Source organism: Cupriavidus necator (assembly GCF_016127575.1).
GTDB classification, from domain to species: domain Bacteria; phylum Pseudomonadota; class Gammaproteobacteria; order Burkholderiales; family Burkholderiaceae; genus Cupriavidus; species Cupriavidus necator_D.
The window spans coordinates 1,750,890-1,774,203 of sequence record NZ_CP066018.1 but is presented as its reverse complement, the minus strand read 5'-3'; the positions used below and the strand labels follow the sequence as shown (position 1 = coordinate 1,774,203).

At 69.6% G+C, this 23,314-nt stretch carries 26 protein-coding genes; 18 read left to right on the top strand and 8 right to left on the bottom strand.

What is annotated here, in order from left to right; translation table 11 throughout:
- The first annotated feature begins 52 nt into the window (after positions 1-52).
- Positions 53-331: a DUF1488 family protein gene (locus tag I6H87_RS08215; RefSeq protein ID WP_010813472.1), complete on the top strand. Its 279-nt coding sequence runs from the start codon at positions 53-55 to the stop codon at positions 329-331.
- 54 nt (positions 332-385) lie between these two features.
- Here the strand turns inward: I6H87_RS08215 and I6H87_RS08210 are convergent, their stop codons facing one another.
- Positions 386-856: a universal stress protein gene (locus I6H87_RS08210; protein ID WP_011616168.1), complete on the bottom strand. Its 471-nt coding sequence runs from the start codon at positions 854-856 to the stop codon at positions 386-388.
- 204 nt (positions 857-1,060) lie between these two features.
- On the opposite strand from I6H87_RS08210, the gene paaA reads away from it, so the two are divergent.
- The 7 genes from paaA to I6H87_RS08175 all read left to right on the top strand — a co-directional run bounded on the left by paaA (position 1,061) and on the right by I6H87_RS08175 (position 6,586).
- Entirely contained in the window at positions 1,061-2,080 is a 1,020-nt protein-coding gene (gene paaA / locus I6H87_RS08205; protein WP_010813470.1) for a 1,2-phenylacetyl-CoA epoxidase subunit PaaA, read from the top strand.
- 27 nt (positions 2,081-2,107) lie between these two features.
- Entirely contained in the window at positions 2,108-2,395 is a 288-nt protein-coding gene (paaB, locus tag I6H87_RS08200) for a 1,2-phenylacetyl-CoA epoxidase subunit PaaB (RefSeq protein ID WP_010813469.1), read from the top strand.
- A gap of 10 nt (positions 2,396-2,405) precedes the next feature.
- On the top strand, positions 2,406-3,257 hold the full coding sequence (gene paaC / locus I6H87_RS08195; protein ID WP_011616169.1) for a 1,2-phenylacetyl-CoA epoxidase subunit PaaC: 852 nt from the start codon (positions 2,406-2,408) through the stop codon (positions 3,255-3,257).
- Between the two features lie 31 nt (positions 3,258-3,288).
- A complete protein-coding gene (gene paaD / locus I6H87_RS08190) occupies positions 3,289-3,849 on the top strand; it encodes a 1,2-phenylacetyl-CoA epoxidase subunit PaaD (RefSeq protein ID WP_011616170.1) in 561 nt (186 codons plus the stop codon).
- 27 nt (positions 3,850-3,876) lie between these two features.
- Positions 3,877-4,962: a 1,2-phenylacetyl-CoA epoxidase subunit PaaE gene (gene paaE, locus I6H87_RS08185; protein WP_011616171.1), complete on the top strand. Its 1,086-nt coding sequence runs from the start codon at positions 3,877-3,879 to the stop codon at positions 4,960-4,962.
- Positions 4,963-5,156: 194 nt separating this feature from the next.
- Positions 5,157-5,960 (top strand): DUF1835 domain-containing protein, encoded by an 804-nt coding sequence (locus I6H87_RS08180; RefSeq protein WP_010813465.1) that lies wholly within the window; start codon positions 5,157-5,159, stop codon positions 5,958-5,960.
- An 8-nt stretch (positions 5,961-5,968) separates the two neighbouring features.
- Positions 5,969-6,586: a TetR/AcrR family transcriptional regulator gene (locus I6H87_RS08175; RefSeq protein ID WP_010813464.1), complete on the top strand. Its 618-nt coding sequence runs from the start codon at positions 5,969-5,971 to the stop codon at positions 6,584-6,586.
- 27 nt (positions 6,587-6,613) lie between these two features.
- Here the strand turns inward: I6H87_RS08175 and kefC are convergent, their stop codons facing one another.
- Positions 6,614-8,428: a glutathione-regulated potassium-efflux system protein KefC gene (gene kefC / locus I6H87_RS08170; RefSeq protein WP_011616173.1), complete on the bottom strand. Its 1,815-nt coding sequence runs from the start codon at positions 8,426-8,428 to the stop codon at positions 6,614-6,616.
- Complete coding sequence (kefF, locus tag I6H87_RS08165) at positions 8,425-8,979, bottom strand: glutathione-regulated potassium-efflux system oxidoreductase KefF (RefSeq protein WP_010813462.1); 555 nt, start codon at positions 8,977-8,979, stop codon at positions 8,425-8,427. The genes kefC and kefF overlap by 4 nt, the downstream gene beginning before the upstream one ends.
- Before the next feature lie 333 nt (positions 8,980-9,312).
- On the opposite strand from kefF, the gene I6H87_RS08160 reads away from it, so the two are divergent.
- Positions 9,313-10,011 carry a GNAT family N-acetyltransferase gene (locus I6H87_RS08160; protein WP_010813461.1) on the top strand — a complete coding sequence of 233 codons (699 nt, stop codon included), beginning with the start codon at positions 9,313-9,315 and terminating at the stop codon, positions 10,009-10,011.
- A 97-nt stretch (positions 10,012-10,108) separates the two neighbouring features.
- Here I6H87_RS08160 and I6H87_RS08155 read toward each other — a convergent pair whose 3' ends face one another.
- From I6H87_RS08155 to I6H87_RS08135, 5 genes are all read right to left on the bottom strand, one after another.
- Positions 10,109-10,603 carry an Lrp/AsnC family transcriptional regulator gene (locus I6H87_RS08155; RefSeq protein ID WP_010813460.1) on the bottom strand — a complete coding sequence of 165 codons (495 nt, stop codon included), beginning with the start codon at positions 10,601-10,603 and terminating at the stop codon, positions 10,109-10,111.
- A gap of 403 nt (positions 10,604-11,006) precedes the next feature.
- Positions 11,007-11,612 (bottom strand): EF-hand domain-containing protein, encoded by a 606-nt coding sequence (locus I6H87_RS08150; RefSeq protein WP_011616175.1) that lies wholly within the window; start codon positions 11,610-11,612, stop codon positions 11,007-11,009.
- Between the two features lie 152 nt (positions 11,613-11,764).
- On the bottom strand, positions 11,765-12,466 hold the full coding sequence (locus tag I6H87_RS08145) for a type II secretion system protein N (RefSeq protein WP_010813458.1): 702 nt from the start codon (positions 12,464-12,466) through the stop codon (positions 11,765-11,767).
- 114 nt (positions 12,467-12,580) lie between these two features.
- Positions 12,581-13,801 (bottom strand): globin domain-containing protein, encoded by a 1,221-nt coding sequence (locus tag I6H87_RS08140; protein ID WP_011616176.1) that lies wholly within the window; start codon positions 13,799-13,801, stop codon positions 12,581-12,583.
- 93 nt (positions 13,802-13,894) lie between these two features.
- Entirely contained in the window at positions 13,895-14,347 is a 453-nt protein-coding gene (locus I6H87_RS08135; RefSeq protein WP_011616177.1) for an RrF2 family transcriptional regulator, read from the bottom strand.
- 218 nt (positions 14,348-14,565) lie between these two features.
- On the opposite strand from I6H87_RS08135, the gene gspG reads away from it, so the two are divergent.
- The 9 genes from gspG to gspD all read left to right on the top strand — a co-directional run bounded on the left by gspG (position 14,566) and on the right by gspD (position 23,308).
- Complete coding sequence (gene gspG / locus I6H87_RS08130) at positions 14,566-15,033, top strand: type II secretion system major pseudopilin GspG (protein WP_010813455.1); 468 nt, start codon at positions 14,566-14,568, stop codon at positions 15,031-15,033.
- A 29-nt stretch (positions 15,034-15,062) separates the two neighbouring features.
- Positions 15,063-15,563: a GspH/FimT family pseudopilin gene (locus tag I6H87_RS08125; RefSeq protein WP_010813454.1), complete on the top strand. Its 501-nt coding sequence runs from the start codon at positions 15,063-15,065 to the stop codon at positions 15,561-15,563.
- Positions 15,560-15,982, top strand: coding sequence for a type II secretion system minor pseudopilin GspI (gene gspI, locus I6H87_RS08120; RefSeq protein WP_011616178.1), 423 nt, complete (start codon positions 15,560-15,562; stop codon positions 15,980-15,982). The genes I6H87_RS08125 and gspI overlap by 4 nt, the downstream gene beginning before the upstream one ends.
- Entirely contained in the window at positions 15,960-16,664 is a 705-nt protein-coding gene (locus I6H87_RS08115) for a PulJ/GspJ family protein (protein ID WP_011616179.1), read from the top strand. The genes gspI and I6H87_RS08115 overlap by 23 nt, the downstream gene beginning before the upstream one ends.
- Positions 16,661-17,701, top strand: a complete 1,041-nt coding sequence (gene gspK / locus I6H87_RS08110) for a type II secretion system minor pseudopilin GspK (RefSeq protein WP_011616180.1) — start codon at positions 16,661-16,663, stop codon at positions 17,699-17,701. Before I6H87_RS08115 ends, gspK begins: the two co-directional genes overlap by 4 nt.
- Before the next feature lie 270 nt (positions 17,702-17,971).
- Positions 17,972-19,399: a type II secretion system protein GspL gene (gene gspL, locus I6H87_RS08105; RefSeq protein WP_011616181.1), complete on the top strand. Its 1,428-nt coding sequence runs from the start codon at positions 17,972-17,974 to the stop codon at positions 19,397-19,399.
- Between the two features lie 18 nt (positions 19,400-19,417).
- Entirely contained in the window at positions 19,418-20,026 is a 609-nt protein-coding gene (locus I6H87_RS08100; RefSeq protein WP_011616182.1) for a type II secretion system protein M, read from the top strand.
- Positions 20,026-20,835 (top strand): type II secretion system protein N, encoded by an 810-nt coding sequence (locus I6H87_RS08095; protein WP_010813448.1) that lies wholly within the window; start codon positions 20,026-20,028, stop codon positions 20,833-20,835. The genes I6H87_RS08100 and I6H87_RS08095 overlap by 1 nt, the downstream gene beginning before the upstream one ends.
- A gap of 34 nt (positions 20,836-20,869) precedes the next feature.
- Entirely contained in the window at positions 20,870-23,308 is a 2,439-nt protein-coding gene (gene gspD / locus I6H87_RS08090; protein ID WP_011616183.1) for a type II secretion system secretin GspD, read from the top strand.
- Positions 23,309-23,314 lie beyond the last annotated feature (6 nt).

Below are 23,314 nucleotides of genomic sequence, written 5' to 3'. Positions count from 1 at the left end.
CGGCAATGGCCTATATTGATCTAATACGCTCGCCGCCAGCACGAGGCACGCCATGTCCGACATCACGTTCCCTCGCAGCCTCCCGACCTACTGCGCAGCCAGCCTCACGCTGTCCTGCCCCGCCACGGTCAACGGCAGTCCCACCCTGTATTCCGTCACCGCCGAGGCCCTCGAGGCCCATTTCGGCGCGCGTTCGCCGCGCGAGGAAGACCTGGTCGCAGCCTTCACCAGCAACCGCCAGCGCATCGAGCGCCTGGCCGAAAGCATGTTCGAGCTGACCGAGGCGCGCGAGATCGTGCTGCGCAGCGGCCATTTCCGCTTCGCCGGCTGAGTCCCGTCGGCTGCCCTGGCGTCCCCGATGGGGGGCACGATTTCATTCGGCCGTTCAGTCAGCCTTCGCCTCGCCGCGCACCAGCAGCACCGGCATGGTGGACTGGCGTATCACCGCCTCGGCCACGCTGCCCAGCACCAGACGGCGCACGCCGCGGCGTCCGTGCGTGCCGATCACCAGCAGGTCGGCGCCCCATTGGCGCGCGGCCTCGTTGATCGAGGCCCCCATGTCGCCTGGCACCGGCGCTTCGGTCACCAGCCGGGTTTCATGCGCCACGCCGGCCGCGGCCAGCCGCTGCGAGGCGGCCTGCAGCGCGCGCTGCCCGCTTTCCTCGAACGCCTTCTGCAGCTGGCTCGGATCGTAGTACCCGGCATCGAACATGGGCGTGCCGGTGTCCACGACATAGAGCGCCAGCACGGTGGCGCCGCCCGGAGCCGCCACGCGTATGGCTTCGCCCAGCGCCAGGTCGGACGTGCTGCTGCCGTCCACCGCCACCACGATCTTGCTGTATGCCGCGCTAGTCATAGGAATTGCCTCCGTTGGAAAGGGATGGGGGCGGTAACGCCGCCTGACTTCGATACTACACGTGCGGCAGCCGCCACGAGGCGAGCGGGATCAAGCCACGGCCACGGTAGCGGGCCTTCCCTTAAATTGACCGACCGGTCGGCATATATATAATAGGGCCAGCACTGCCCGCGATCCGGGCGGCATCCCGTCAGAGGAGACACCATGTACACGCAGAGTCTTGACCTGCCCGGCCAGCACGCCGATACGGCACCGGCCAGCGCGCCCCAGGACGAAGCCGCCCGCCAGGCCGCGTTCGACGCCTGCATGGCCGCCGACGGCAAGATCGAGCCGCAGGACTGGATGCCGCAGGCCTACCGCAAGACCCTGGTGCGCCAGATCTCGCAGCATGCGCACTCGGAGATCGTCGGCATGCTGCCGGAGGGCAACTGGATCAGCCGGGCCCCGTCGCTCAAGCGCAAGGCCATCCTGCTGGCCAAGGTGCAGGATGAAGGCGGCCATGGGCTCTACCTGTATTCCGCCGCCGAGACGCTCGACGCCTCGCGCGATGACCTGGTCGACGCGCTGCACAGCGGCAAGGCCAAGTATTCGTCGATCTTCAACTACCCGACGCTGACCTGGGCCGACGTGGGCGTGATCGGCTGGCTGGTCGACGGCGCGGCGATCATGAACCAGATCCCGCTGTGCCGCTGCTCGTACGGCCCGTATGCGCGCGCCATGATCCGCATCTGCAAGGAAGAGTCGTTCCACCAGCGCCAGGGCTTCGACGCGCTGCTGGCGATGATGCGCGGCACCGAGGCCCAGCGCGAGATGGTGCAGGACGCGGTCGACCGCTGGTGGTTCCCGGTGCTGATGATGTTCGGCCCGCCCGACGCGGCCTCGACCAACAGCGCCCAGACCATGGCCTGGGGCATCAAACGCATCTCCAACGACGACCTGCGCCAGAAGTTTGTCGATGCCACGGTCGAGCAGGCCCGCGTGCTGGGCGTGACCCTGCCCGACCCCGGCCTGCAATGGAATGCCGAGCGCGCCCACTATGACTACAGCCCGCTGGACTGGGATGAGTTCTGGCGTGTGATCAACGGCGACGGCCCCTGCAACAAGGAGCGCCTGGCCACCCGCGTGAAAGCGCACGAGGACGGCGCCTGGGTGCGCGAGGCCGCGCTGGCGCACGCCGCCAAGGTGGCCGAACGCGAAGCCCGCGCCAGCCGCGCCGCGGCCTGACAACACGCCCGAGGACGGAGACAAACGATGCAACGCAAGGAATGGCCGCTGTGGGAAGTGTTCGTACGCAGCAAGCAAGGCCTGGAACACAAGCATTGCGGCAGCCTGCATGCCGCCGACGCGCAGCAGGCGCTGCACATGGCGCGCGACGTCTATACGCGGCGCCAGGAAGGCGTGTCGATCTGGGTGGTGCCGTCAGCGTCCATCACCGCGAGCGTGCCCGAGGAAAAGCCGGAGCTGTTCGACCCGATGGCCGACAAGATCTACCGGCACCCGACGTTCTACCAGCTGCCCGACGAAGTCAACCACATGTAAGGCCCGCACCATGACTGCGTCCCCACAGCCGACCGCGCCCGCCTCGCTCGACCACCTGCCGCCGGCACGCACTGCGGGCTTGCGCTACGTGCTGCGCCTGGCCGACAACGCCCTGGTCCTGGGCCAGCGCAACGCCGAATGGTGTGGCCACGGCCCGGTGCTGGAAGAAGACATCGCGCTGGCCAACATCAGCCTGGACCTGATCGGCCAGGCACGGCTGCTGTACGGCCGCGCCGGCGAACTGGAAGGCGAGCTGACCGGCCTGCCCCGCCATGAGGACGACTACACCTACTGGCGTGCCGAGCGCGACTTCCGCAACTGGACGCTGCTGGAGCTGCCGCACCGCGGCCCGCTGGCCGGCAACGCCGCAGCCGAGCGCGACTACGCCGTCACCATCATGCGCAACTTCCTGTACAGCGCGCTGATGGTCGAGCTGTGGGAAGCATTACTGGCCAGCCACGACGACCAGCTGGCCGCGATCGCCGCCAAGTCGGTCAAGGAAGCGCGCTACCACCTGCACCACGCGGCTGGCTGGGTAGTGCGCCTGGGCGACGGCACCGAGGCATCGCACGCGCGCATGCAGCGCGCGCTGGAGCACCTTCTGCCCTATATGAACGAGTGCTTTGCCGAGGACGCGGTCGAAACCGAGGCCGCCACGCAGGGCATCGGCGTGGTCACGGCCACGCTGCGCCCGGCCTGGGACGCCACCGTCGCCGAGACGCTGCAGGCCGCCACGCTGGACTTGCCCCAGGCCACGAGCTTTGTCTCGACCGGCAAGCACGGCGTGCACTCCGAACACATGAGCTACCTGCTGGGCGAGATGCAGGGGCTGGCGCGGGCCCATCCGGGCGCGCAATGGTAAGCGCCCGCTTCGGCGCAAAGGGTTGACCAACATGAACATCGCCGCCCTCCCCCTGCGCAACGACCGCGCCACCGACGGCCGCATCGCGCGTGCATGGGCGGCGCTGGGGGCGGTGCCGGACCCGGAGATCCCGGTGGTATCGATCCGCGACCTGGGCATCCTGCGAGATGTCCTGACCGCCGCCGACGGCGCGCTTGAGATCGTCATCACGCCCACCTATTCCGGCTGCCCGGCGATGTCGCAGATCGCCGAGGACATCGGCCGGGCGCTGGACGGCGCCGGGCTGGCGCCGTGGCGCATCCGCACCGTGCTGGCGCCGGCCTGGACCACCGACTGGATCACCCCGGCCGCGCGCGAGCGCCTGCGCGCCTTCGGCATAGCACCGCCGGGCCAGTGCGGCACGCCGGCCGCGGCGCAGCCGCTGCGCTTTGTGCCTCGCGCCGCCCGCGCGGGCGCGCCCGATGCCGTGGCCTGCCCGCGCTGCGGCAGCATGCATACGCAGGAAATCTCGCGCTTTGCCTCGACCGCCTGCAAGGCGCTGTACCGGTGCCTGGACTGCCGCGAGCCGTTCGACTATTTCAAACCTTACTGAGCCCCGCCGGGCCGAAGCCAGGCTGCCATGACTCCACAGTTCCATCCGCTGCGCGTGGCGCAGGTGCGCCCCGAGACCGCCGACACGATTTCGATCGCCTTCGAGGTGCCGGACGCGCTGCGCGACGCCTACCGCTTCACCCAGGGCCAGTTCCTGACGCTGAAGGCGCCGGTCGAAGGCAAGGACCTGCGCCGCTCCTACTCGATCTGCTCGGCCGTGCAGGACTACGACGCGCACGGCGAGCTGCGCGTGGCGGTCAAGCTGGTCGAGGACGGACTCTTTTCCACGCACCTGCATGATTCCATCGCCCCGGGCCAGGTGATCGACGTGATGACCCCCGACGGTCGCTTTCACGTGCCGCTCGATGCCGGCGCCGCGCGCCACTACGTGGCATTTGCCGCCGGCAGCGGCATCACGCCGGTGCTGTCGCTGATCCGCACCACGCTGCAGGCCGAGCCGCACAGCCGCTTCACGCTGGTCTATGGCAACCGCAACGTCGACAGCATCATCTTCTCCGAGGCGCTGGAAGACCTGAAGAACCAGTACCTGGCGCGTTTCACGCTCTACCACGTGCTGTCGCGCCAGCCGCAGGAGGTGGACCTGCTGCATGGCCGGCTCGACCATGCCCGCGTGACCGCCTTCCTGCAGACCCTGATCCCCGTGGAAGACATCGACGCGGCCTTTGTCTGCGGGCCGGCCTCGATGATCGACGAGTCCGAGGCGGCGCTGCGCGACGCGGGCGTCGACCCGCACCGCATCCACGCCGAGCGCTTCGGTGTGCCGCTGGCCCAGGCCAGGCGCAAGCCGGCCCCGGCGCACGCCGACCATGCCGGCACCGCCGAGCTGGTGGTGGTGCTCGACGGCAAGCAGCACAGCATGCGCCTGCCGCTGGAAGACGCCGTGCTGGACACCGCGCTGGCCGCCGGCCTGGACCTGCCTTTTGCCTGCAAGAGCGGCGTCTGTTGCACCTGCCGCGCCAAGGTGCTGGAGGGCCAGGTGGACATGGAAAAGAACTACACGCTCGAGCCGTGGGAGATGGAAAAGGGCTTCGTGCTCACCTGCCAGGCGCGGGCGCTGACGCCGCGGGTGGTAGTCAGCTACGACGAACGCTGATCCGGGCACGCCGGGGCGTGTGTATTCAGACAATTGCCGACATTGGCCAGCACCGGCCGTGACTACAATGGCGGCAGGCGGCTTCGGGCTGGCGCGATGCTTGCAGGACAGTGACCGGGCGGGCGGCGATCGCGCCTGTCGCACCGCCGCCGCGGCGGTGCCAGCGAACCGTCCACCCATATACAATCACGGCCATGCAATATATCCACGTCGTCAACGGTGATGTAGCAGGCACGACCCTGCGCCAGGCCCTGGCCCAGGCTGCGCGGCCGGACCCTGTCGTGGTGCTGCGCGACGACCTGGCGGTAGGCCCGCTGGCCGACATCGACAGCACCGGCCTGATCCGCTCCGGCTTCTGGCAGCGGGTCGCCCCGCATACCGACATCGATTTCGGCGCCGAGATGCGCCAGGCGCTGGACCAGCTCCAGGGACTGCGCCAGGACAACATGGAAGTGGCCATCTGGCACGGCCAGAGCGCGGCTGACCAGCTGATGCTGCGCCGGGTGGTGTTCCACCTGTACCAGGCGCCGCAGCGGATCAATGAAGTCGCCATGGACCTGCGCGAGCTGGAAATGCCCGCGCAGGGCAACCTGGCGGCGATCGGCATGTACACGCCCGCGCGGCTGGCGCGGCGCTTTTCCACCATCGCCCCGGTCTCGGTGCTGCGCCTGGGCCGCCTCGGCTACGAGTGGCAGCAGAACGTCAAGGAAAACGCCGACGTGCGGCTCTGGAAGGGCAACACGCTGGTGCCGGCGGCCTACCACACCATCGACGAGATCATCATGGAACGCGCCCCGTCGGAGTGGACGCCCGCGGCGCAGATGGTGGGCAGCGTGATGGGCGCGATCGAGGGTCTGCTGGCCAGCGACTGGTTCGTGTTCTGGCGCTGCCGCGAGCTGATCGCCATGGGCCAGCTGGTGCTGCGCGGCAATGCTGACTCGCTCGATACCTGCGAACTGCGCCGCCATCTCGGCAGCGGTGGCACCGGCGGCGAATAAACGAGAATATGGCCCGTACCAAGGCACCCGATTTCGAGGCGCAGCGCGAGCAGATCCTGGACCTGGCCGCCGCCGCCTTTGCCAACAGCAGCTACCCCAGCACCTCGATGGCCGACCTGGCCGCCGCCTGCGGCACCTCCAAGGCGCGGCTGTACCACTATTACGAGAGCAAGGAAGCGATCCTGTTCGACCTGCTGGACCGCTACACGCGCCGGCTGATGCTGCTCGTCACTGAAGTGGAGGCCGACGCCGAGCGCCACGCGCGCACCGACAAGGAAGCCTTCGGCAACCTGATCCGCGCCTTCCTGGCCGAGTACGAGACCTCGCAGACGCGCCATATCGCGCTGATCAACGACGTCAAGTTCCTGGCCGAGACCCAGCGCGACCTGATCCTGGGCCGCGAGCGCGACGTGGTCGCGGCGTTCTCGCGCCTGCTGCGCCGGGCCTACCCGGAGCGCGTCACGCGCGAGAACCAGACCGCGCTGACCATGACCATCTTCGGCATGATCAACTGGACCTTCACCTGGCTCAAGCCAGGCGGCCGGTTGTCCTATGCAGAGTTTGCCGAGATGGTGGTCGACCTGCTCGAAGGCGGCCTGCCCGGCCGGGCCGCGGCCGCGCGCTGACGCGGCGCTGGCCCGCCGCCCTGCCGCTCACATCCACTCGGCCTCTTCGCGCTGACGCCGCTGCTCGCGGTCCTGGCGGAACATCTCTTCCAGTTCGTCGCGCGCCTGGCGCGCCAGCGAGACCAGCTTCTTCTGGTCGGTGTAGTGCGGATAGAAGCGGTCGATCGCCTGGATGTTGTGGCGCCGGAAACGCAGTGCCACGTTGCGGGCCTCGGCCGGATCGAAACCCAGCCCCTCCAGCACGCGGCGGCCCAGCATCAGCGAGCCCTCGAACATCTCGCGCTCGAACAGGTGCACGCCGCGGTCCTTGAGCTGGTAGACATGTGACACATGGCGCGCCCGGGCGTAGATCTGCAGTTCGGGAAAGCGCTGGCGCACGCGGTCGATCAGTTCCAGGCTTTCGTCCATGCCGTCGATCGCCACCACCAGGATGCGCGCGTCGGCAATGCCCGCGGCCTCCAGCAGGTCCAGCCGGGTGGCGTCGCCATAGAAGACCTTGAAGCCGTACTGGCGCAGGAACTCGATCTGGTCGGGGTCGTGGTCCAGCACCGTCACGCCCACGCCCTGGGTGTACAGCAGGCGGCCGACGATCTGGCCGAAGCGCCCGAAACCGGCGATCAGCACCGGATTGTGCTGCGGCGTGATGGCCTCGTCCGGGCGGGCCTTGCCGCTGCCCAGGCGCGGCGCCACCAGCCGGTCATAGGCCAGCAGCAGCAAGGGCGTGGCCACCATCGACAGCGCCACCACCAGCACCAGCAGGGCCTCGGTCTCGCGCGGCAGCAGGCCGGCGGTGCCGGCCACGCCGAACACCACGAAAGCGAACTCACCGCCCTGCGAGATCAGCAGCGCAAACAGCAGCCGCTGCCCGCGGGCGATGGCAAAATACCGCGCCAGCAGCGCCAGCACCGCGGTCTTGGCAACCACGAAGGCGGCCACCAGACCCAGCACCAGCCAGGGCGAGTGTGCCAGCACGGCAAAGTCGATCGACATGCCGACAGCCATGAAGAACAGGCCCAGCAGCAGGCCCTTGAATGGCTCCAGGTCGGCCTCGAGCGCATGGCGGTATTCCGAATCGGCCAGCAGCACGCCAGCCACGAAGGTGCCCAGCGCCATCGACAAGCCCACCGCGTCCATCATCAACGCAATGCCCACCACCAGCAGCAGCGCAAACGCCGTGAACATCTCGCGCATGTCGGTGCGGGCGATAAAGCGCAGCGCCGGGCGCACCAGGTAGCGGCCGCCGACCACCACCGCACCGATCACCACCACCGCCTTGCCCGCCGCCAGCCAGCCGGCCGCGCCCGGACCCGCGCCTGCGGCGCCCTGCGTGGCCAGCAGCGGCAACAGCGCGATCATCGGGATCGCGGCGATGTCCTGGAACAGCAGGATGCCGAAGCTGGCGGCCCCCGCCGGCGTGCCGAACAGGTTGCGCTCGGTCAGTGTCGCCAGCGCGATCGCGGTGGACGACAACGCCAGTCCCAGGCCCGCCACCAGCGCCACCTGCCACGGCGCGCCCGCCAGCGCCGCGACCGCGCCGATCACCAGCGCGCACGCAGCCAGCTGCGCGCCGCCGTAGCCAAAGATGCTCCGCCGCAGCGCCCACAGCTTGCGCGGCTCCAGCTCCAGGCCGATGACGAACATCATCAACACCACGCCGAACTCGGAGAAATGCAGGATCGATTCGACATTGGTCACCAGGCGCAACGCAAACGGCCCGATCGCCGCCCCCGCCAGCAGGTAGCCCAGCACCGCGCCCAGGCCACTGCGCCGCGCCAGCGGCACCGCCACCACCGCCGCCACCAGGAACACCAGCAGCGCAATCAGGAAGTCGTGCTGGTTCATGCCTGTCCCCCCGCCGGCGCGGCGCCGGTGCCCAGCCGCCCGCAGACGTGGGCGATATGCTCGGCCAGCGCCTGGGCATCGGCATTGTTGGCGTCGTGCAGCACCACCGGCGGGAGCCAGCTCATGCCGCACAGCAAGGCGGTCTGTTCCAGCGGCAGCAGGAAGTCCCCGATCGGGTGGCCATGGGTGCCGTCCGGCCCGTAGGAATCGGCGGTGCCGCCGGTGCTCACCACCGCCAGCAAGGACTTGCCACGCAGCGCAGTGCCGCCGGGGCCATAGGCCCAGCCTGGCTCCAGCACCTCGTCGAGCCACAGCTTGAGCAGCGCCGGCACGCTGTACCAGCGCACCGGGAACTGCAGCACGATGGTGTCGGAGACCGACAGCACGCGCTGCTCGGCGACGACATCGATGTCATAGTCGACATAGCTGCGGTAGAGATCGCGTACCTGTACCTGCGGCAGCGCGGCCAAGGCATCGGCCAGCGGACGGTTGACGCGCGAACGGCTGGGCGTGGGGTGCGCGTAGATCACAACGATTGGGGGCTCGGTCATCAAAGGCGATCGGCTGGGCAAGGGGAAGTCAGACGGAGATGCGGGAGAACGCGGGATTGCGGCGTTGCACCAAATCCACATCTGGCACCACGCAACAATTCATCACATTTTCTCAAGCTTTTGATTTTATTCGATTTTTATTGATGCTGTGGTGAGACGGCGGCTTGCTGCGACGCGGGAAGCTTACGCCGAACTGACAATTCCACTACAATACTTTTGGCTCCGCATCAAGATGGTGTTTCCCCGAATCCTGCACCGAAGCAGGGAAAAGTGCCTGGAAAAACACCAACGCAGTGCTATGTTTATCTGTGATTGCACCTGGAAGGAAATAACGTGAATCCGCTCGAACTGAGCAAGGCCGTCGGCGCACTGACCGACGAAGATCTGCGCAAGGCAGCCGAAGCCGCACAGGCCACCCACCGCGCCACCGTACTGGTGCGCGAGCTGGCGGCCCACCACCGCTCGCGCCTGCTGAAGCATTTCCTCGCCCTGGGCGAGGAGGATCGCCTGCTCCGTTTTGGCCAGTCCGTGGGCGACCACGTGATCGAAGCCTATGTCGACAGCATCGACTTCGACCATGACAGCGTGTTCGGCGTCTACGACGACAAGCTCGAACTGATCGGCGTGGGCCACTTCGCCAACCTGCGCGACAACGCCCAGGGCCGCGTGGCGGAGTTCGGCGTGTCGGTGTCGGGCAGCGCCCGCGGGCGCGGCATCGGCAGCGCGCTGTTCGAGCGTGCCGCGATCCACGGCCGCAATACCAATGTGCGCACGCTGTACATGCACTGCCTGTCGCGCAACGCGGCGATGATGCACATTGCCAAGAAGGCCGGCATGAAGGTCCAGTACGCCTACGGCGAGGCCGATGCCTACCTGGAACTGCCGCCGGCCGACACCGCCAGCCGCCTGACCGAAGCGCTGGACGAGCAGCTCGCCGACCTGGACTACGCGGTGCGCCGCAACCTGCGCGACGCGCGCCGCTTCGGGCTGCGCTTCTGGCGCACCATGGTGCCGCAGAAGCACACTGCCTGAGTCCGCTGAACTCCCCGGGCCCGCTCAATGCGGGTTCCACGCCAACGGCGCATCGCAACGATGCGCCGTTCTTGTTTGCGGCCTCAGGTTCGCCGTATCAAGCCGCGCCGCCCACCGGCAGCGCCGTGGTGTCCTTGATGCTTTCCAGCGCAAAGCTGGAGCGCACGTCGATCACCGACGGGTGCGCCAGCAACTGCTCCTGCATGAAGCGCGCGAAGTGTTCCATGTCTTCCACGTAGACCTTGAGCAGCAGGTCCATCTCGCCGGTCATGGCGTGGCACGCGGCCACCTCCGGCCAGACCGCGATCGAGGCGCGGAACAGGTCCAGCGGAGCCTTGCCCTTGGGCGCGCCGCCATGCTTTTCCAGCCGGACATTGATATAGGCCAGCAGGCCAAGTCCGATCTTGTTGGGCTCCAGCAGCGCTGCGTACTGCCGGATCACGCCGATCTCCTCCAGCCGCCGGATGCGGCGCAGGCAGGGGCTGGGCGACAGGTTGACGCGCTCGGCCACCTCCAGGTTGGTCAACCGGCCGTTGGTCTGCAGCACTTCCAGGATCTTCCGGTCGATCTTGTCCAACTCCACCTTGCTCACGATATTGTTGCTCCGCAATATGTTTATTGGCAATTTTTTTGCGCAAATTTAGCAAGCCGTGCACAAGTACGCAATTTTTTGTGAAATTACGTCCGATTCAGGGCCGATTCTGATGAGCCGGTAGCCTTATCGGTCACTCGCGCGGCAGCCGGTCGGGCTGGGCAGACCTGTGGGGTGGCGCCACCGCAAATCGCGGCCGCGCGCTCCGCCGGCCGGAAGCAGGCAAGGATGGTGCCAAGCCCGGCAAACAGGGAAGCGGCATTCTACGGGCGTTTGCGGGCGAGGTCAGATTCTTCCCAGTGCGCGCACAAGGCGAACAGGCAAAGAAAAAGCGCGCGAACCCTAAGGCTCGCGCGCTTGGTGAGGCCTGGCAAGGTCCGCTGGCGCGGCCCTGCCTGGCCGGTCAGCCGCCGCTGGTGGACGGGGCGCCCGGTGCCGCGGGCGCCGGCTGGCTGCCCGGTGCCGCCTGGCCACGCGGGCCGCGGTCGCCGCGGTGCGAATGGTCGCGGTGCATCTTTTCCATGCCGGCGCGGATTTCGTTGCGGGTCAGCTTGCCGTCGCGGTTGGCGTCGAGCTGGTCGAAGCGCTTGGCCAGGCGCGGCAGGCCGGCGTTGGCCTCAGCCTTGGTCAGCGCGCCGTCGCCGTTCTTGTCGGCAGCCTTGAACTTCTCGTCGAACGCTGCCTGCATGCGCGCATGGCGCTCGGCCATGGTGGCCTTGCGGTGCGCGTCCATCTCGGCCTTGTCGATCTTGCCGTCGCGGTTGGTGTCGAGCTTGTTGAACCAGGCGTCGGCTTCCGCCTTGGAGATCGCGCCATCGCCGTCGGTATCGATTGCCTTCATCCACATGCCGCCACCGTGGTGCTGGTGGTGACCCATGCCGGGCTTGCCGGCTGGCGCAGCGGATGGTGCCGGGGCGCTGGCCTGGGCAAATGCGCCACCGGCGACCAGGAGGGCGGCCGATGCGGCCAGGAACTGCTTCAGGATCTGCGGCTTGTGATTGCGTTGCATGTCTTGCTCCTTTTCATCACGTTTGGCATGTACGGATTAGAACGCAGACGATGCGGGGAAGTTGGCGCTTTTAATACGATGTTACCGGGCTCACAGAAAGGCCCGCGCGCCGTAAGGGAACGCAAGCAAGCGCGAATATTTCGCGCCCGGAATCAGTCCTTCGGCGCCAGCTGGCCTTCGCCGGCCGCCTGCGGCGCCATCGCCGGCTGGTACTGGCGCGGATCGACCGGTTGCGGCTGCGGTTGGGCGGGCTGGGCCTGCTGCGCTGGCGCCTGGCCTTGCGGCTGCTGGGCCGGTGCGGCGGGCTGGCTCACCACCGGTGCCGGGGGCGGCATCGGCGTTGCCATCGGTGCCGCGGCGCCGGCGGGCGGCGTGGGCAAGGCACCGGCCGCTGCCGGTGCGCCGCGCGTGGCACCGGCCTGCAGCGGCAGCACGATTTCCTGGCGCACGCCGCTGCGCTCGATCACCACCGCACGCTGGCGGATCTCCGCCAGCCGGATCTGCGGCGACAGCTCGGCGCCGGCGCGCACCGCCTTGGGCGGGCCGCCATCGATCGAAACGATTGCCGCGCCCGCGCCGCCATCCACCTCGGCCACCACGCCGATCAGCTGCACGTCGCGCGGGCCGCCCTGCGCCGAGCCGCCGAACAGCGTCGCGACCGCGCCGGTCTCGACCGCCTCGGTCTGGGCCACGCGCGCGCTCTGCGGCACCGGGATGGTACGCATCGCGCTGAAGGTCAGCACCCAGTAGGTGGCGAGCGCACACAGCGCGATAAACAGCACCAGGCTGGCCAGGCGCGGCAGCCAGGGCGCGGAGGCATCGAAGCGGAGCGAAGGCCGGAGGGACAGTTGCATGGGATCGGGACCCTGGATACCCACAAGGCGGGCAATGGCGCGTGAGCGCAGACGCGCCAAGCGTACCAGAGCCCCATGACACTGTCTGCCGTGCCGGTGCCGCGCCGCCGCCCCTTAGAGCAGGTCGTCGAGCAGGTCCGGCCCGAACACCTCGCGCTCGATATGCGCCACCGGCACGCCTGCGCTGACCAGCGCATGGCGCTGCGCCTGCATGAAGCCGAGCGGTCCGCACAAGTAGAAGCTGCCGTCGACAAAGCGCTGCAGGTCATGCTGGCGCAGCAGTTCGGCCACCGGCATGGTGCCGGCGTGGTCGTAGTCGCGACCGGCGACGTCGCCCGCTTGCGGGGTTTCATAGCTGATGTGCGTGGCCAGCTGCGGCAGGCGCTCGCGCGCCCATTGCAGGTCGGCGCGATGGGCGTGGTGGCGGCCGTCGCGCGCGGCATGGGCAAACAGCACCTGGCGCTGCGAGCCTTGCGCGGCCAGCGTGCGCAACACTGACAGCATCGGCGTGATGCCGATGCCGGCCGACAGCAGCACCAGCGGACGGCGGCCGTCCAGCGCCGGCGTGAACTCGCCGAACGGCGCGCTCACCTTGAGTTCAGTGCCCTCCTGGGCATTGGCGTGCAGCCAGTTGGACACCGCGCCGGCCGGGGTGGCGCGGTCGCCGGCCTCGCGCTTGACCGAGATGCGCCAGGTCGGCAGCCCGCTTTCGGCAGACAGCGAATACTGGCGCAGCTGGCGCTGGCCGTCGTCCAGGTGCGCCTCGACGCTGATGTACTGGCCTGGGCGGAACGCACGCAGCGGCTGGCCGTCAGCGGCAGCCAGCGTCAGCGCCACCACCTGGTCGCCCTGCGCCTCGCGCCGCACCACGCGCACCGGCGTCAGCTCGCCGGCGGCCACGCCGGTGCGCTGGTACAGGCGCGCCTCGGCGGCGATCAGCTCGCCGGCCAGCAACCAGTAGGCCTCGTCCCAGGCGGCCAGCAGCGGCGGCGTGGCGGCCTCGCCCAGCACCGCGGAGATGGCGCCCAGCAGGTGGCGGCCGACGATCGGGTAGTGCGAAGGCGTCAGGCCCACGGCCGCATGCTTGTGGACGATGCGCTCGAGCACCGGCCCCAGCGCCGCCGCGTTATCGATATTGGCCGCATAGGCGAACACGGCCGAAGCCAGCGACTGCTGCTGGCTGCCGTTGGCCTGGTTGCCCATGTTGAACATCTGCGTCAGCTCGGGCCGGTCCGCGAACATCTCGCGGTAGAAATGCGTGGTGATGGCCAGGCCGTGCTCGCGCAGCACGGGGACGCTTGCATCGATATAGGGGCGGGAAGCGGCGGACAGCATCAGGAAACACTCCGTTTTAAATCATGCAAATTAAATGCATGTTTTTGCTCAAAATAAAACCGGCTCTCGCCGGCCCGCACGGACAGGATCCGCTCAGGCCGAACGCCGGTTCAGGAAATCGCGATGCAGGCGGATGATCGACTCGGCCGTCTGGCTGCCGGTGACATCGGCCAGCGTGACGTCGTCCAGGGCAAGGTAGAAGGCCTGCTCGGCGACGTCCAGCGCGCGCTTCAGGCGGCAGTTGCCGTTCAGCGCACAGGGCGGGTTGTCGCAGTCGATCACCGCCTTGTGCCCTTCCAGCTCGCGCAGGATGGTGCCGATGGTCAGCCGCTCGGCGCCGGGGCCCAGTTGCAGGCCGCCGTGGCGGCCGCGCGTGGCACTGATCCAGCCCAGCTTCGACAGCCGCGCCGCCACCTTGACGAGGTGGTTGTGCGAGATGCCGAACTGCTGCCCCACCTCGGCAATGGTGATCGGCCGGCTGCCGTCGCCACGGGCGACGTACATCAGCAGGCGCAACGCATAGTCGGAAAAGCGGGTCAGTTGCATCGTGACGCCATCTTAAAAAAGATGCATCCAGGATGCAAGTTATTTGACTGCCGGATGCCAGTTCTTAGTAACTGTGATCCGGATCAGACTTTGCCGAGGTGCCGAAGGGGCCGCCCATAAAACAGTCATGTGGCGCCGGTTATACTGACTGGCGAACCCGGCCCGACGCCCCCTCACCGGTGCGGGCCCAGCCATTCAAGCCAAGAGGTCCACCGACGATGCGCAGATTCACTCCCCAGATTGCCAGCCCCGCCCGTTCCGTGCGTGCCCGCCGTGCGCGCGGCTTCACCCTGATCGAGATCATGGTCGTGATCGTGATCCTTGGCGTGCTGGCGGCGCTGGTGGTGCCCAAGATCATGAGCCGTCCGGACGAGGCCCGCATCGTGGCCGCGCGCCAGGACATCTCGTCGGTCATGCAGGCGCTCAAGCTGTATCGCCTGGACAACAGCCGCTACCCCACCACCGAGCAGGGCCTGGCCGCGCTGGTGGCCAAGCCCACCACCGAGCCCGTGCCCAACAACTGGAAGGGCGGCGGCTACCTGGAAAAGCTGCCCAAGGATCCCTGGGGCCATCCGTACCAGTACCTGAACCCGGGCGTGCGCGGCGAGATCGACGTGTTCAGCTTCGGCGCCGACGGCCAGGCCGGCGGCAACGGCAACGACGCCGACATCGGCAACTGGGAATAAGCCCAGCCCCGCCGCCGCCCCCTGCAACCATGACCACGGCGCCGCGCCGCCGCGCGCCCGGCCCCCGGCGCCGCGGCTTTACGCTGCTCGAGCTGCTGGTGGTCATGGTGATCGCCGGCATCGTGATCTCGCTGGTGGCGGTCAACGCCTCGCCCAATGAACGGAGCCGCGTGCTCGACGACGGCCAGCGCATCGCGCGGCTGTTCGAGCTGGCGCAGGAGGAGGCGCAGCTTGGCGCCCGCCCGCTCGCCTGGGAGGGCGATGCCAGCGGCTGGCGCTTCCTGGAATCGACCCCCAACGGCTGGATCCCCATGCGTACCGACGTGTTTGCCCCGGGCCACTGGCGCCTGGCGCTGGACCAGGTCATCGTCGCCGAAGGGGGCCGCAGCACCGGCACCAGCAGCCCGCCCCGGCTGATCTTCGGGCGCGAGCTGATCGATGCCCCGCAGCGGCTGATCCTGGTGCGCGGCGATATCCGCGTGGACATTGCCGGCGACGGCAGCGGCCGCTATTTCGCCAGCACGCCATGAAACCCTGCCCTCGCGCTTTGCCCCGGCCGGCCCGGCGCGGGCGCCACGCCGGCTTCACGCTGATCGAAGTGCTGGTGGCGCTGACCATCCTGGCGGTCGCGCTGACCGCGGCGATGCGCGCGATGGGCTCGATGGTCGATGCCAGCGCGTCGCTGCAGGCGCGCATGCTGGCCGAGTGGAGCGCCGAGAACCACCTGGCCGCGCTGCGCCTGGCCAAGACCTGGCCCGAGCCCGGCGTCAGCGGCTATGCCTGCCCGCAGGGCGGCACGCCGCTGTATTGCGAGCAAGCCGTCTCGGGCACGCCCAATCCCGTTTTCCGCCGCGTCGAGATCGCGGTCTACCCGTCCGCCACGGACAAGTCCGTACGCCTGGCATGGCTGGTCACCATAGTCCCCAATGAAACCCGCAACGTGCTCTGAGCGCCGCCGCCAGCGCCAGCCCGGCGGCTTCACGCTGCTGGAGATGCTGGTCGCCATCACGCTGCTGGCGGTGATGGCGGTGATCGGCTGGCGCGCGCTGGACAGCCTGACGCGCAGCCGCGAGCGCCTCACCGACCACGATGCGCGCCTGGACGCACTGAAGGTGCTCTACGGCCAGCTCCAGGCCGATTGCGAGCACCTGGCCAACCCCACGCTGCTGCAGGCCAGCCCGGTCGAGATCGGCCAGAACCGGCTGCTGCTGGTGCGCGACCGCCGCGACGAAGGCCAGCCGCCGACCTGGCAGGCGCTGTCGTACCAGCTCGACGGCAATACCCTGGTGCGCGTGGCCGCGCCGCCGGTGAACAGCCGCGCCGGCCTGCAGTCGGCCCTGCTGGCGCTGCGCCAGGGCGGCAGCAACACCGCGCAGGTGCGGCGCGTGCTGGCCGACGTGGACGGCATCAGCACGCGCGCATGGGTGGAGCCCGCCGGCTGGCAGGCCGACAGCGGGCGCATCCGCAACGTGCTGTTCACAGGCAACGCCGCCAGCGCCGTGGCCGCCTCCGCGCCCGGCGCCGCGCTGCCCAACACCGCGGTGCGCGCGGTGGAACTGACCATCTTCGCCCGCATGGGCGACGGCGATGCGCCGCGGCAGTTCCAGAAGATCTGCATGACCGGGCTATGAGGCAAGCCAGCCGCCCGCCTCGCCTGGCGCAGTTGCGCCGCCGCCCGCGCGGCGCGGCCGTGGTCACCGCGCTGCTGATCGTGACGCTGGCCGTGGTGGTGGTGTCCGGCATGCTGTGGCGCCAGCAGGTGCAGATCCGCGCCATCGAGAACCAGCGGCTGCTGGCCCAGGCCACCTGGATCGAGCGCGCCGCCGTGGACTGGGCGCGGCTGATCCTGCGCGACGACCAGCGCCGCACCAACGTCGACGAACTGGGCGAGCCGTGGGCGGTGCCGATCGCCGAGACACGGCTGTCGGACTTCCTCGGCGCGGCACTGCGCACCGACGTCGCGGGCGAGACCTCGTTCCTGTCGGGCCGCATCCTGGATGCGCAGGCGCGCCTGAACCTGGCCAACCTGGTGATATGGACCGCCACTGGCGGCGCAGACGGCCAGCCAGGCCGCGCGGCCTCGGTCGACCCGGCGGCGCTGGCCGCATACCGCCGCCTGCTGCAGACGGTCGGCCTGAACCCGGAGCTGGCCGAGACCACGGCGCGCTACATGCTGCAGGCCGCGCAGGGCGGCAATGCCAGCGGGCAGCCGGCGCCGCGCCCGCTGGACAGCGTGCAGGGGCTGATGGCGCTGCCCGGCTACACGCCGGAGATGGTGGCGGTGCTGGAGCCCTTTGTCACCGTGCTGCCCGAGCGCACGCCGGTCAACGCCAACACCGCCGAGGCCGAGGTGCTGGCCGCGGTCATCAACAAGCTGCCGCTGGAGCGCGCGCGCGAACTGGTGCGCCAGCGCGACCGCGCCCACTTCAACAACCTGGGCAACCTGCAGACCCAGCTGGCCGCGGTGGCACCGCAGGCGGATGCCGCCAACCTCGGCAACCTGCTCGACGTGCGCACGCACTACTTCCTGGTCTATGGACTGGTGCGGCACGAGCGCGCCACCCGGCTGCAGGTGTCGCTGGTCTTCCGCGGCGAGCCGCTGGGTACGGCCAACACCACCCGCGTGGTCTGGATCCAGGATGCGGACCGGCTGCCGGACCTGCGCTAGGCGGCGCCCACCAGGCCAGGCGACAGGCCGAATTTGCACGCGCGGGCAACCGGGGAGAATGGTATTGACGCGGTTTAGTCACACAGGCAAGGTATGCTGCGGCGCTGGCGCGAGCGTGGCACCAGCCTACCCGCCGCCGTCCGGCCTTCCTGGCCGCCCGCCGGCGTCCCCGCACCCCGGCATGTTTCCGACTCCGGGGCGATCCAGGGCGCATCCCAACCGGCCATGCGCCTGCCCGAGCCGTTCCATTGACGCCAAAGCAAGGAAACCTTGAGCACCACCCTGTACGTCCGCCTGCCACACCGGCCGCATGACCAGCCGCAACCGTGGCAGTTCGGCACCCTGCCGTTCGCGCTGGTGCGCACTGCCACGGCCGATACGGCGCGGCGTGGCCAGGCCCGTGCGACGCCGGAAGTGTTGCGCGAAGGCCACGCCCGCATCGCTGACCTGCCCGCGGCCGAGCGCCTGGTGCTGATCCTCGCCGCCAGCGACGTACTGCTGACCACCGCCAGCGTGCCGCCGCTGCCGCCCGCCCGTTTGAAACAGGCGCTGCCCAACCTGGTCGAGGACGCGCTCGCGACCGAGGCGCAGCCGTGCCATATCGGCGTGGGCCCTGCCCTCGACGGCAGCGCCGCGCGCGGACCGCGCCAGCGGCTGCTGATGGTGGCCGACCGCGCCTGGCTGCGCGCCGTGCTCGACGCCTTTGCCGAGCACCGCCACCGGCGCCGCCATGTGCTGGCCGCGCAGCTGTGCGTGCCGCTGGCTTCCGCCGCTGAAGCCGGCACCGAGCCGTCACTGGCGAGCGCCGACGCGCCGCCGCCGGCGGCCGCGCTGGTGGTCGAAGCCGCCGCCAGCGCCCTCGCCCGGAGCGGCGAGTTGGGCGATGAGTTAGGCGGCGAGCTGCCCGGCACCGGCTCCGACGCCGCGCGCCAGTGGCAACTGACCGTACGCACCGGCGCACACGCCGGCTACGGGTTGCTGCTGGGCGACGATGCCCTGGCCGCGTGGCAGGCGCTTGCACCCGCCGGCACCTGGTATGCCGATGCCGACGCTGCCGCCGCGGCGCCGGTGCCCGACCTGCGCCAGGCCGCCCGCGCCAGCTGGCAGCTGTGGATCGAAGGCGCGCAGGAATGCCTGCGCGAGCCGGCGCTGGACCTGGCGCAGTTTGAATTCGCGCAGGGCCGGGCCGACCGCTGGAACCTGGTGGCATGGCGCGTGCCGCTGGCATTGCTGGCGGGCATCGTGCTGGTGCAGGTCATTGGCATGAACACGCACTGGCTGCTGTTGCGGCGCGAGCAGCAGCGGCTGGAAGCCGCGCAGCTGCAGGCGCTGCGCGGCGCCTTCCCGCAGATCCAGACCGTGCTCGACGCGCCGCTGCAGATGCGGCGGCAGGTCGAGCAGCTGCGCACCGCCAGCGGCCGCAGCACGCCGGAAGACTTCCTGCCGCTGGCCGACCGCTTTGCCCAGGCCGCGCGCAGGCTGCCGCCCGACGCGCTGCAGGCGCTGGAGTACCGCGGCCGCATGCTGGTGGTGACGCTCAAGCCGGGCACGGACACGGCCGGACTGCGCAGCGCCGCGCGCCAGGCCGGGCTGCAGATGGAAGAAGACAAGGCCGGAGGTGCCGCTGGCAGTACCAGCAGCAGCGCAGGCACCCCGGTGACGCCCGGCTCGCGCTGGACCGTCAGGCCCGGCCTGTAAGCGGGCCCACCAGCAAGCATGAATCCGATGAAAGACACAGCCCGAAGCCAGACGCCACGCACCAGCCGGCCAGGCGCGACCTCTGCGCTGCGCACGCGCCTGGCGCGGCTGCGCCCGTCCGTGCCGCAGGCGTGGCAGGAGCGCTTCAACGCCTTCTGGTCGGCGCGCAACCCGCGCGAACAGGCCATCCTGGCCGGCGGCGGCGCCCTGCTGGCGCTGGTGATCGGCTACCTGGTGCTGTGGGAACCGGCCGCCGACGGCCGCGAGCGCCTGGCGCGCAACCTGCCCAAGCTGCGCGCCGACCTGGCCGAAATGGAATCCCTGGCGCAGGAAGCCCGCGGCCTGAAGGCCACGCCGGCGCCGGCGCTGCGCGGCGACGCGCTCACGCAGGCGCTGCAGGACAGCCTGGGCCAGCACGGCCTGAAGGCGACCCGGCTGGCCGCCGGCGCCGACAACAGCGTGCAGGTGCAGCTGGACAAGGTGCCGTTCGGCGCGGTCAGCGGCTGGCTGCAGGACGTGCGCCAGCAGCAGCGCATGAAGGTGATCGACGCCCGTATCGTCTATGTCGGCGCCACGGCGCTGGTGAACGTCAGCGCGACCCTGCAGGGTCCGGGCGGCCGCAGCTGATGGTACGGCTGGAAACGCTGCGCCTGCCGCGCCGCAAGCTGCGCCAGCCGGCCGCAGGGCGGCGCCTGCGCTGGCTGGGGCTTGGCCTGGCGAGCGCCGCGGTGACCGTGGTGGCGATGCTGCCGGCGGCATGGATCGCCGCGCGCGTGGCCACGCAGACGCAGGGACGGGTACTGCTGGCCGATGCCAGCGGCTCGCTCTGGCATGGCAGCGCCACGCTGGCGCTGTCGGCCGGCGCCGGCAGCCAGACCGCGACCGTGCTGCCGGGCCGACTGCAATGGACGCTGGCGTTCTGGCCGCTGCTGGGCGGCAGCGCGCGCCTGGTGGTGAGCCACTCCGAGGCCATGGCCGCGCCGGTCGCCATCACCGTGACACCCGGCGGCTGGAGCGCACAGGCAGGCGCCATGCGGCTGCCCGCGGCGCTGCTCGAAGGCATCGGCGCGCCGTTCAATACGCTGCGCCCGGACGGCCTGATGCGCGTGGACTGGTCCACGCTGCAGGGCCGCTTTTCGGGTCAGGGCATGAGCGGCCATATGACGCTGCGCATCGAACAGGTGTCGTCGGCCGTGAGCCGGCTGCGCCCGCTGGGCAGCTACCGCGCCGAGCTCGACTGGACCGGCGAGGGCGGCGGCAAGCTGCAGCTGAGCACCATCGCCGGGCCGCTGCACCTGGAGGGCAGCGGCACGCTGGGGCGGCAGGCGCGCTTCGAGGGCACCGCGCACGCCGAGCCCGAAGCGGCAACCCAACTGACCAGCCTGCTGAGCCTGCTGGGACGACGAGACAACCATGTGACAAGGCTGCGCTTCTGATGCCAGGCCAATCCAGGAGCGCCCGGAAATGACTATGAAAACCCACGCCATCCGACCTGTTTTCCATACCGCCTGCGCCCGCGCCGTGGCCCTGCTGTGCGGGCTCTCGCTGCTGGCGCCCGCGCCGCTGTGGGCCCAGTCCGGCGCGCGCACCGGCACCCCGCCCGCGCCACCCGACATCACGCCGTCCAACCGCGACCAGGTAGTGCTGAACTTCGTCAACGCCGACCTGGATTCGGTGATCAAGGCGGTCGGCCAGGCCACCGGCAAGAACTTCGTGATCGACCCGCGCGTGAAGGGCACGGTCAACCTGGTCACCGAGCAGCCGGTCTCGCGCGCGCAGGCGCTGCAGACGCTGGGTTCGGTGCTGCGCATGCAGGGCTATGCCATGGTCGAGAGCAACGGCTTCACCAAGGTCGTGCCCGAGGCCGACGCCAAGCTGCAGGGCTCGCCCACCGTGATCGGCGCCAGCCCCAGCCGCGGCGACCAGGTGGTGACGCAGGTATTCCGGCTGAACTATGAATCGGCCAACAACCTGGTGCCGGTGCTGCGGCCGATGATCGCGCCCAACAACACCATCACCGCCTACCCGGCCAACAACACGCTGGTCATCACCGACTACGCCGACAACCTGCGCCGGCTGGCGCGCATCATCGCCGCGGTCGATGCGCCGGCCTCGGGCGAGGTCGAGCTGGTGCCGCTCAAGCACGCGCTGGCCAGCGATACCGCGGCGGTGCTGCAGAAGCTGCTCGACCCCGCCGCCGCGGGCGCCGCCGGCGGCGGCGCACCGGGAGCCGATGCCAGCCTGCGCACCTCGGTGGTGGCGGAGCCGCGCAGCAATTCGCTGATGATCCGCGCCACCAGCCGCGCGCGCCTGCAGCAGGCGCGCCACCTGATCGAGAAGCTCGACCAGCCCTATGCACGCCCGGGCAATATCTGGGTAGTGCCGCTGAAGAACGCCGATGCGGTCAAGCTGGCGGCCACGCTGCGCGCCATCGTCGCCGCCGACAGCAGCTTCGCCAGCGCCACCCAGCCCGGCGGGCAGGCCGGCGGCATCGGCGGCGCGGCGGGCATGACCAATGTCTCGACGCCTGCCGGCGGGCAGTTCACCGGCGGCGCCACCGGCACCCAGGCCGGCATGCGCGGCGGCACCGGCGCGTCCGGAGGCACGGGCGGCGCCTATGGCAACTCGGCCTTCGCCGCGTCGTTCGGCACCAGCACCCAGCCGACCACCGGCGGCATCATCCAGGCCGACCCGTCCACCAACTCGCTCATCATCACCGCCAGCGAACCGGTCTACCGCAACCTGCGCGGCGTCATCGACGACCTCGACGCGCGCCGCGCGCAGGTCTACATCGAATCGATGATCGTCGAGGTGACCTCCACGCAGGCCAGCGAGCTTGGCATCCAGTGGCAGGGCCTGATCAGCTCGCCGGGCGGCAACAACAACGTCTTTGCCGGCACCAACTTCGGCACCGGCGGACAGAACATCCTGAACCTGACCCTGGCCGGGGCGCTGGCCGACAGCAACCGCACCGCCGGCATCGCCGCGGCGCAGGGGCTGGTGCAAGACATCGGCGGCCTCAACCTGGGCATCGTCAACAAGGCCATGGGGCTGGGCGCGCTGTTGCGCGCGCTGGGTTCCAACGGCAGCGTCAACCTGCTGTCCACGCCGAACCTGATCACGCTGGAGAACGAGGAAGCCAAGATCCTGATCGGCCAGAACATCCCGATCACCACCGGCTCCTATGCCCAGACCGGCGGCGCGGCCTCGGTCACGCCGTTCCAGACCTTCGACCGCAAGGACGTGGGCATCACGCTGCGGGTGAAGCCGCAGATCACCGACGGCGGGCTGGTGAAGATGCAGATCTTCCAGGAGTCGTCGAACGTGGTGCAGGCAACCGCCAACCTGATCCAGGGCCCGACCACCAATGTGCGCTCGATCGAGACCAATGTGCTGGTCGACGACGGCCAGATCATCGTGCTGGGCGGCCTGATCGAGGACTCGTACGGCGACGGCGTGCAGAAGGTGCCGCTGCTGGGCGACATCCCATGGATCGGCGGCCTGTTCCGCTACGAGAACAAGAACCGCGCCAAGACCAACCTGCTGGTGTTCCTGCGCCCCTATGTGATGCGCACGGCCGGCGCCGCCGACCGCCTGACGCAGGACCGCTACGACTATATGCGCGCGCAGCAGCAGGGCTTTGTTTCGCCTAACATCATGGTGCGTGATACCAACACGCCGTTGCTGCCGCCGGCCGACGCCCCGTCCACGCCGTTCGTCGATCCGCGTGCAAACGGTCCGCTTGCCGCCCCGCTGCCGCTGCAGCAGACCCTTCCGCAGAATGCCCCGCAGCCCGGCGTGCCGGGCCAGCCACAGCCCATGCAGCCGGCACCGCAGCAGCTGCCGCAACCACCGGCGAACGCATCCCAGCCGCTGAACCCGCGCGGCGAGTCTGCGCTCCAGAACTAAGCCCCG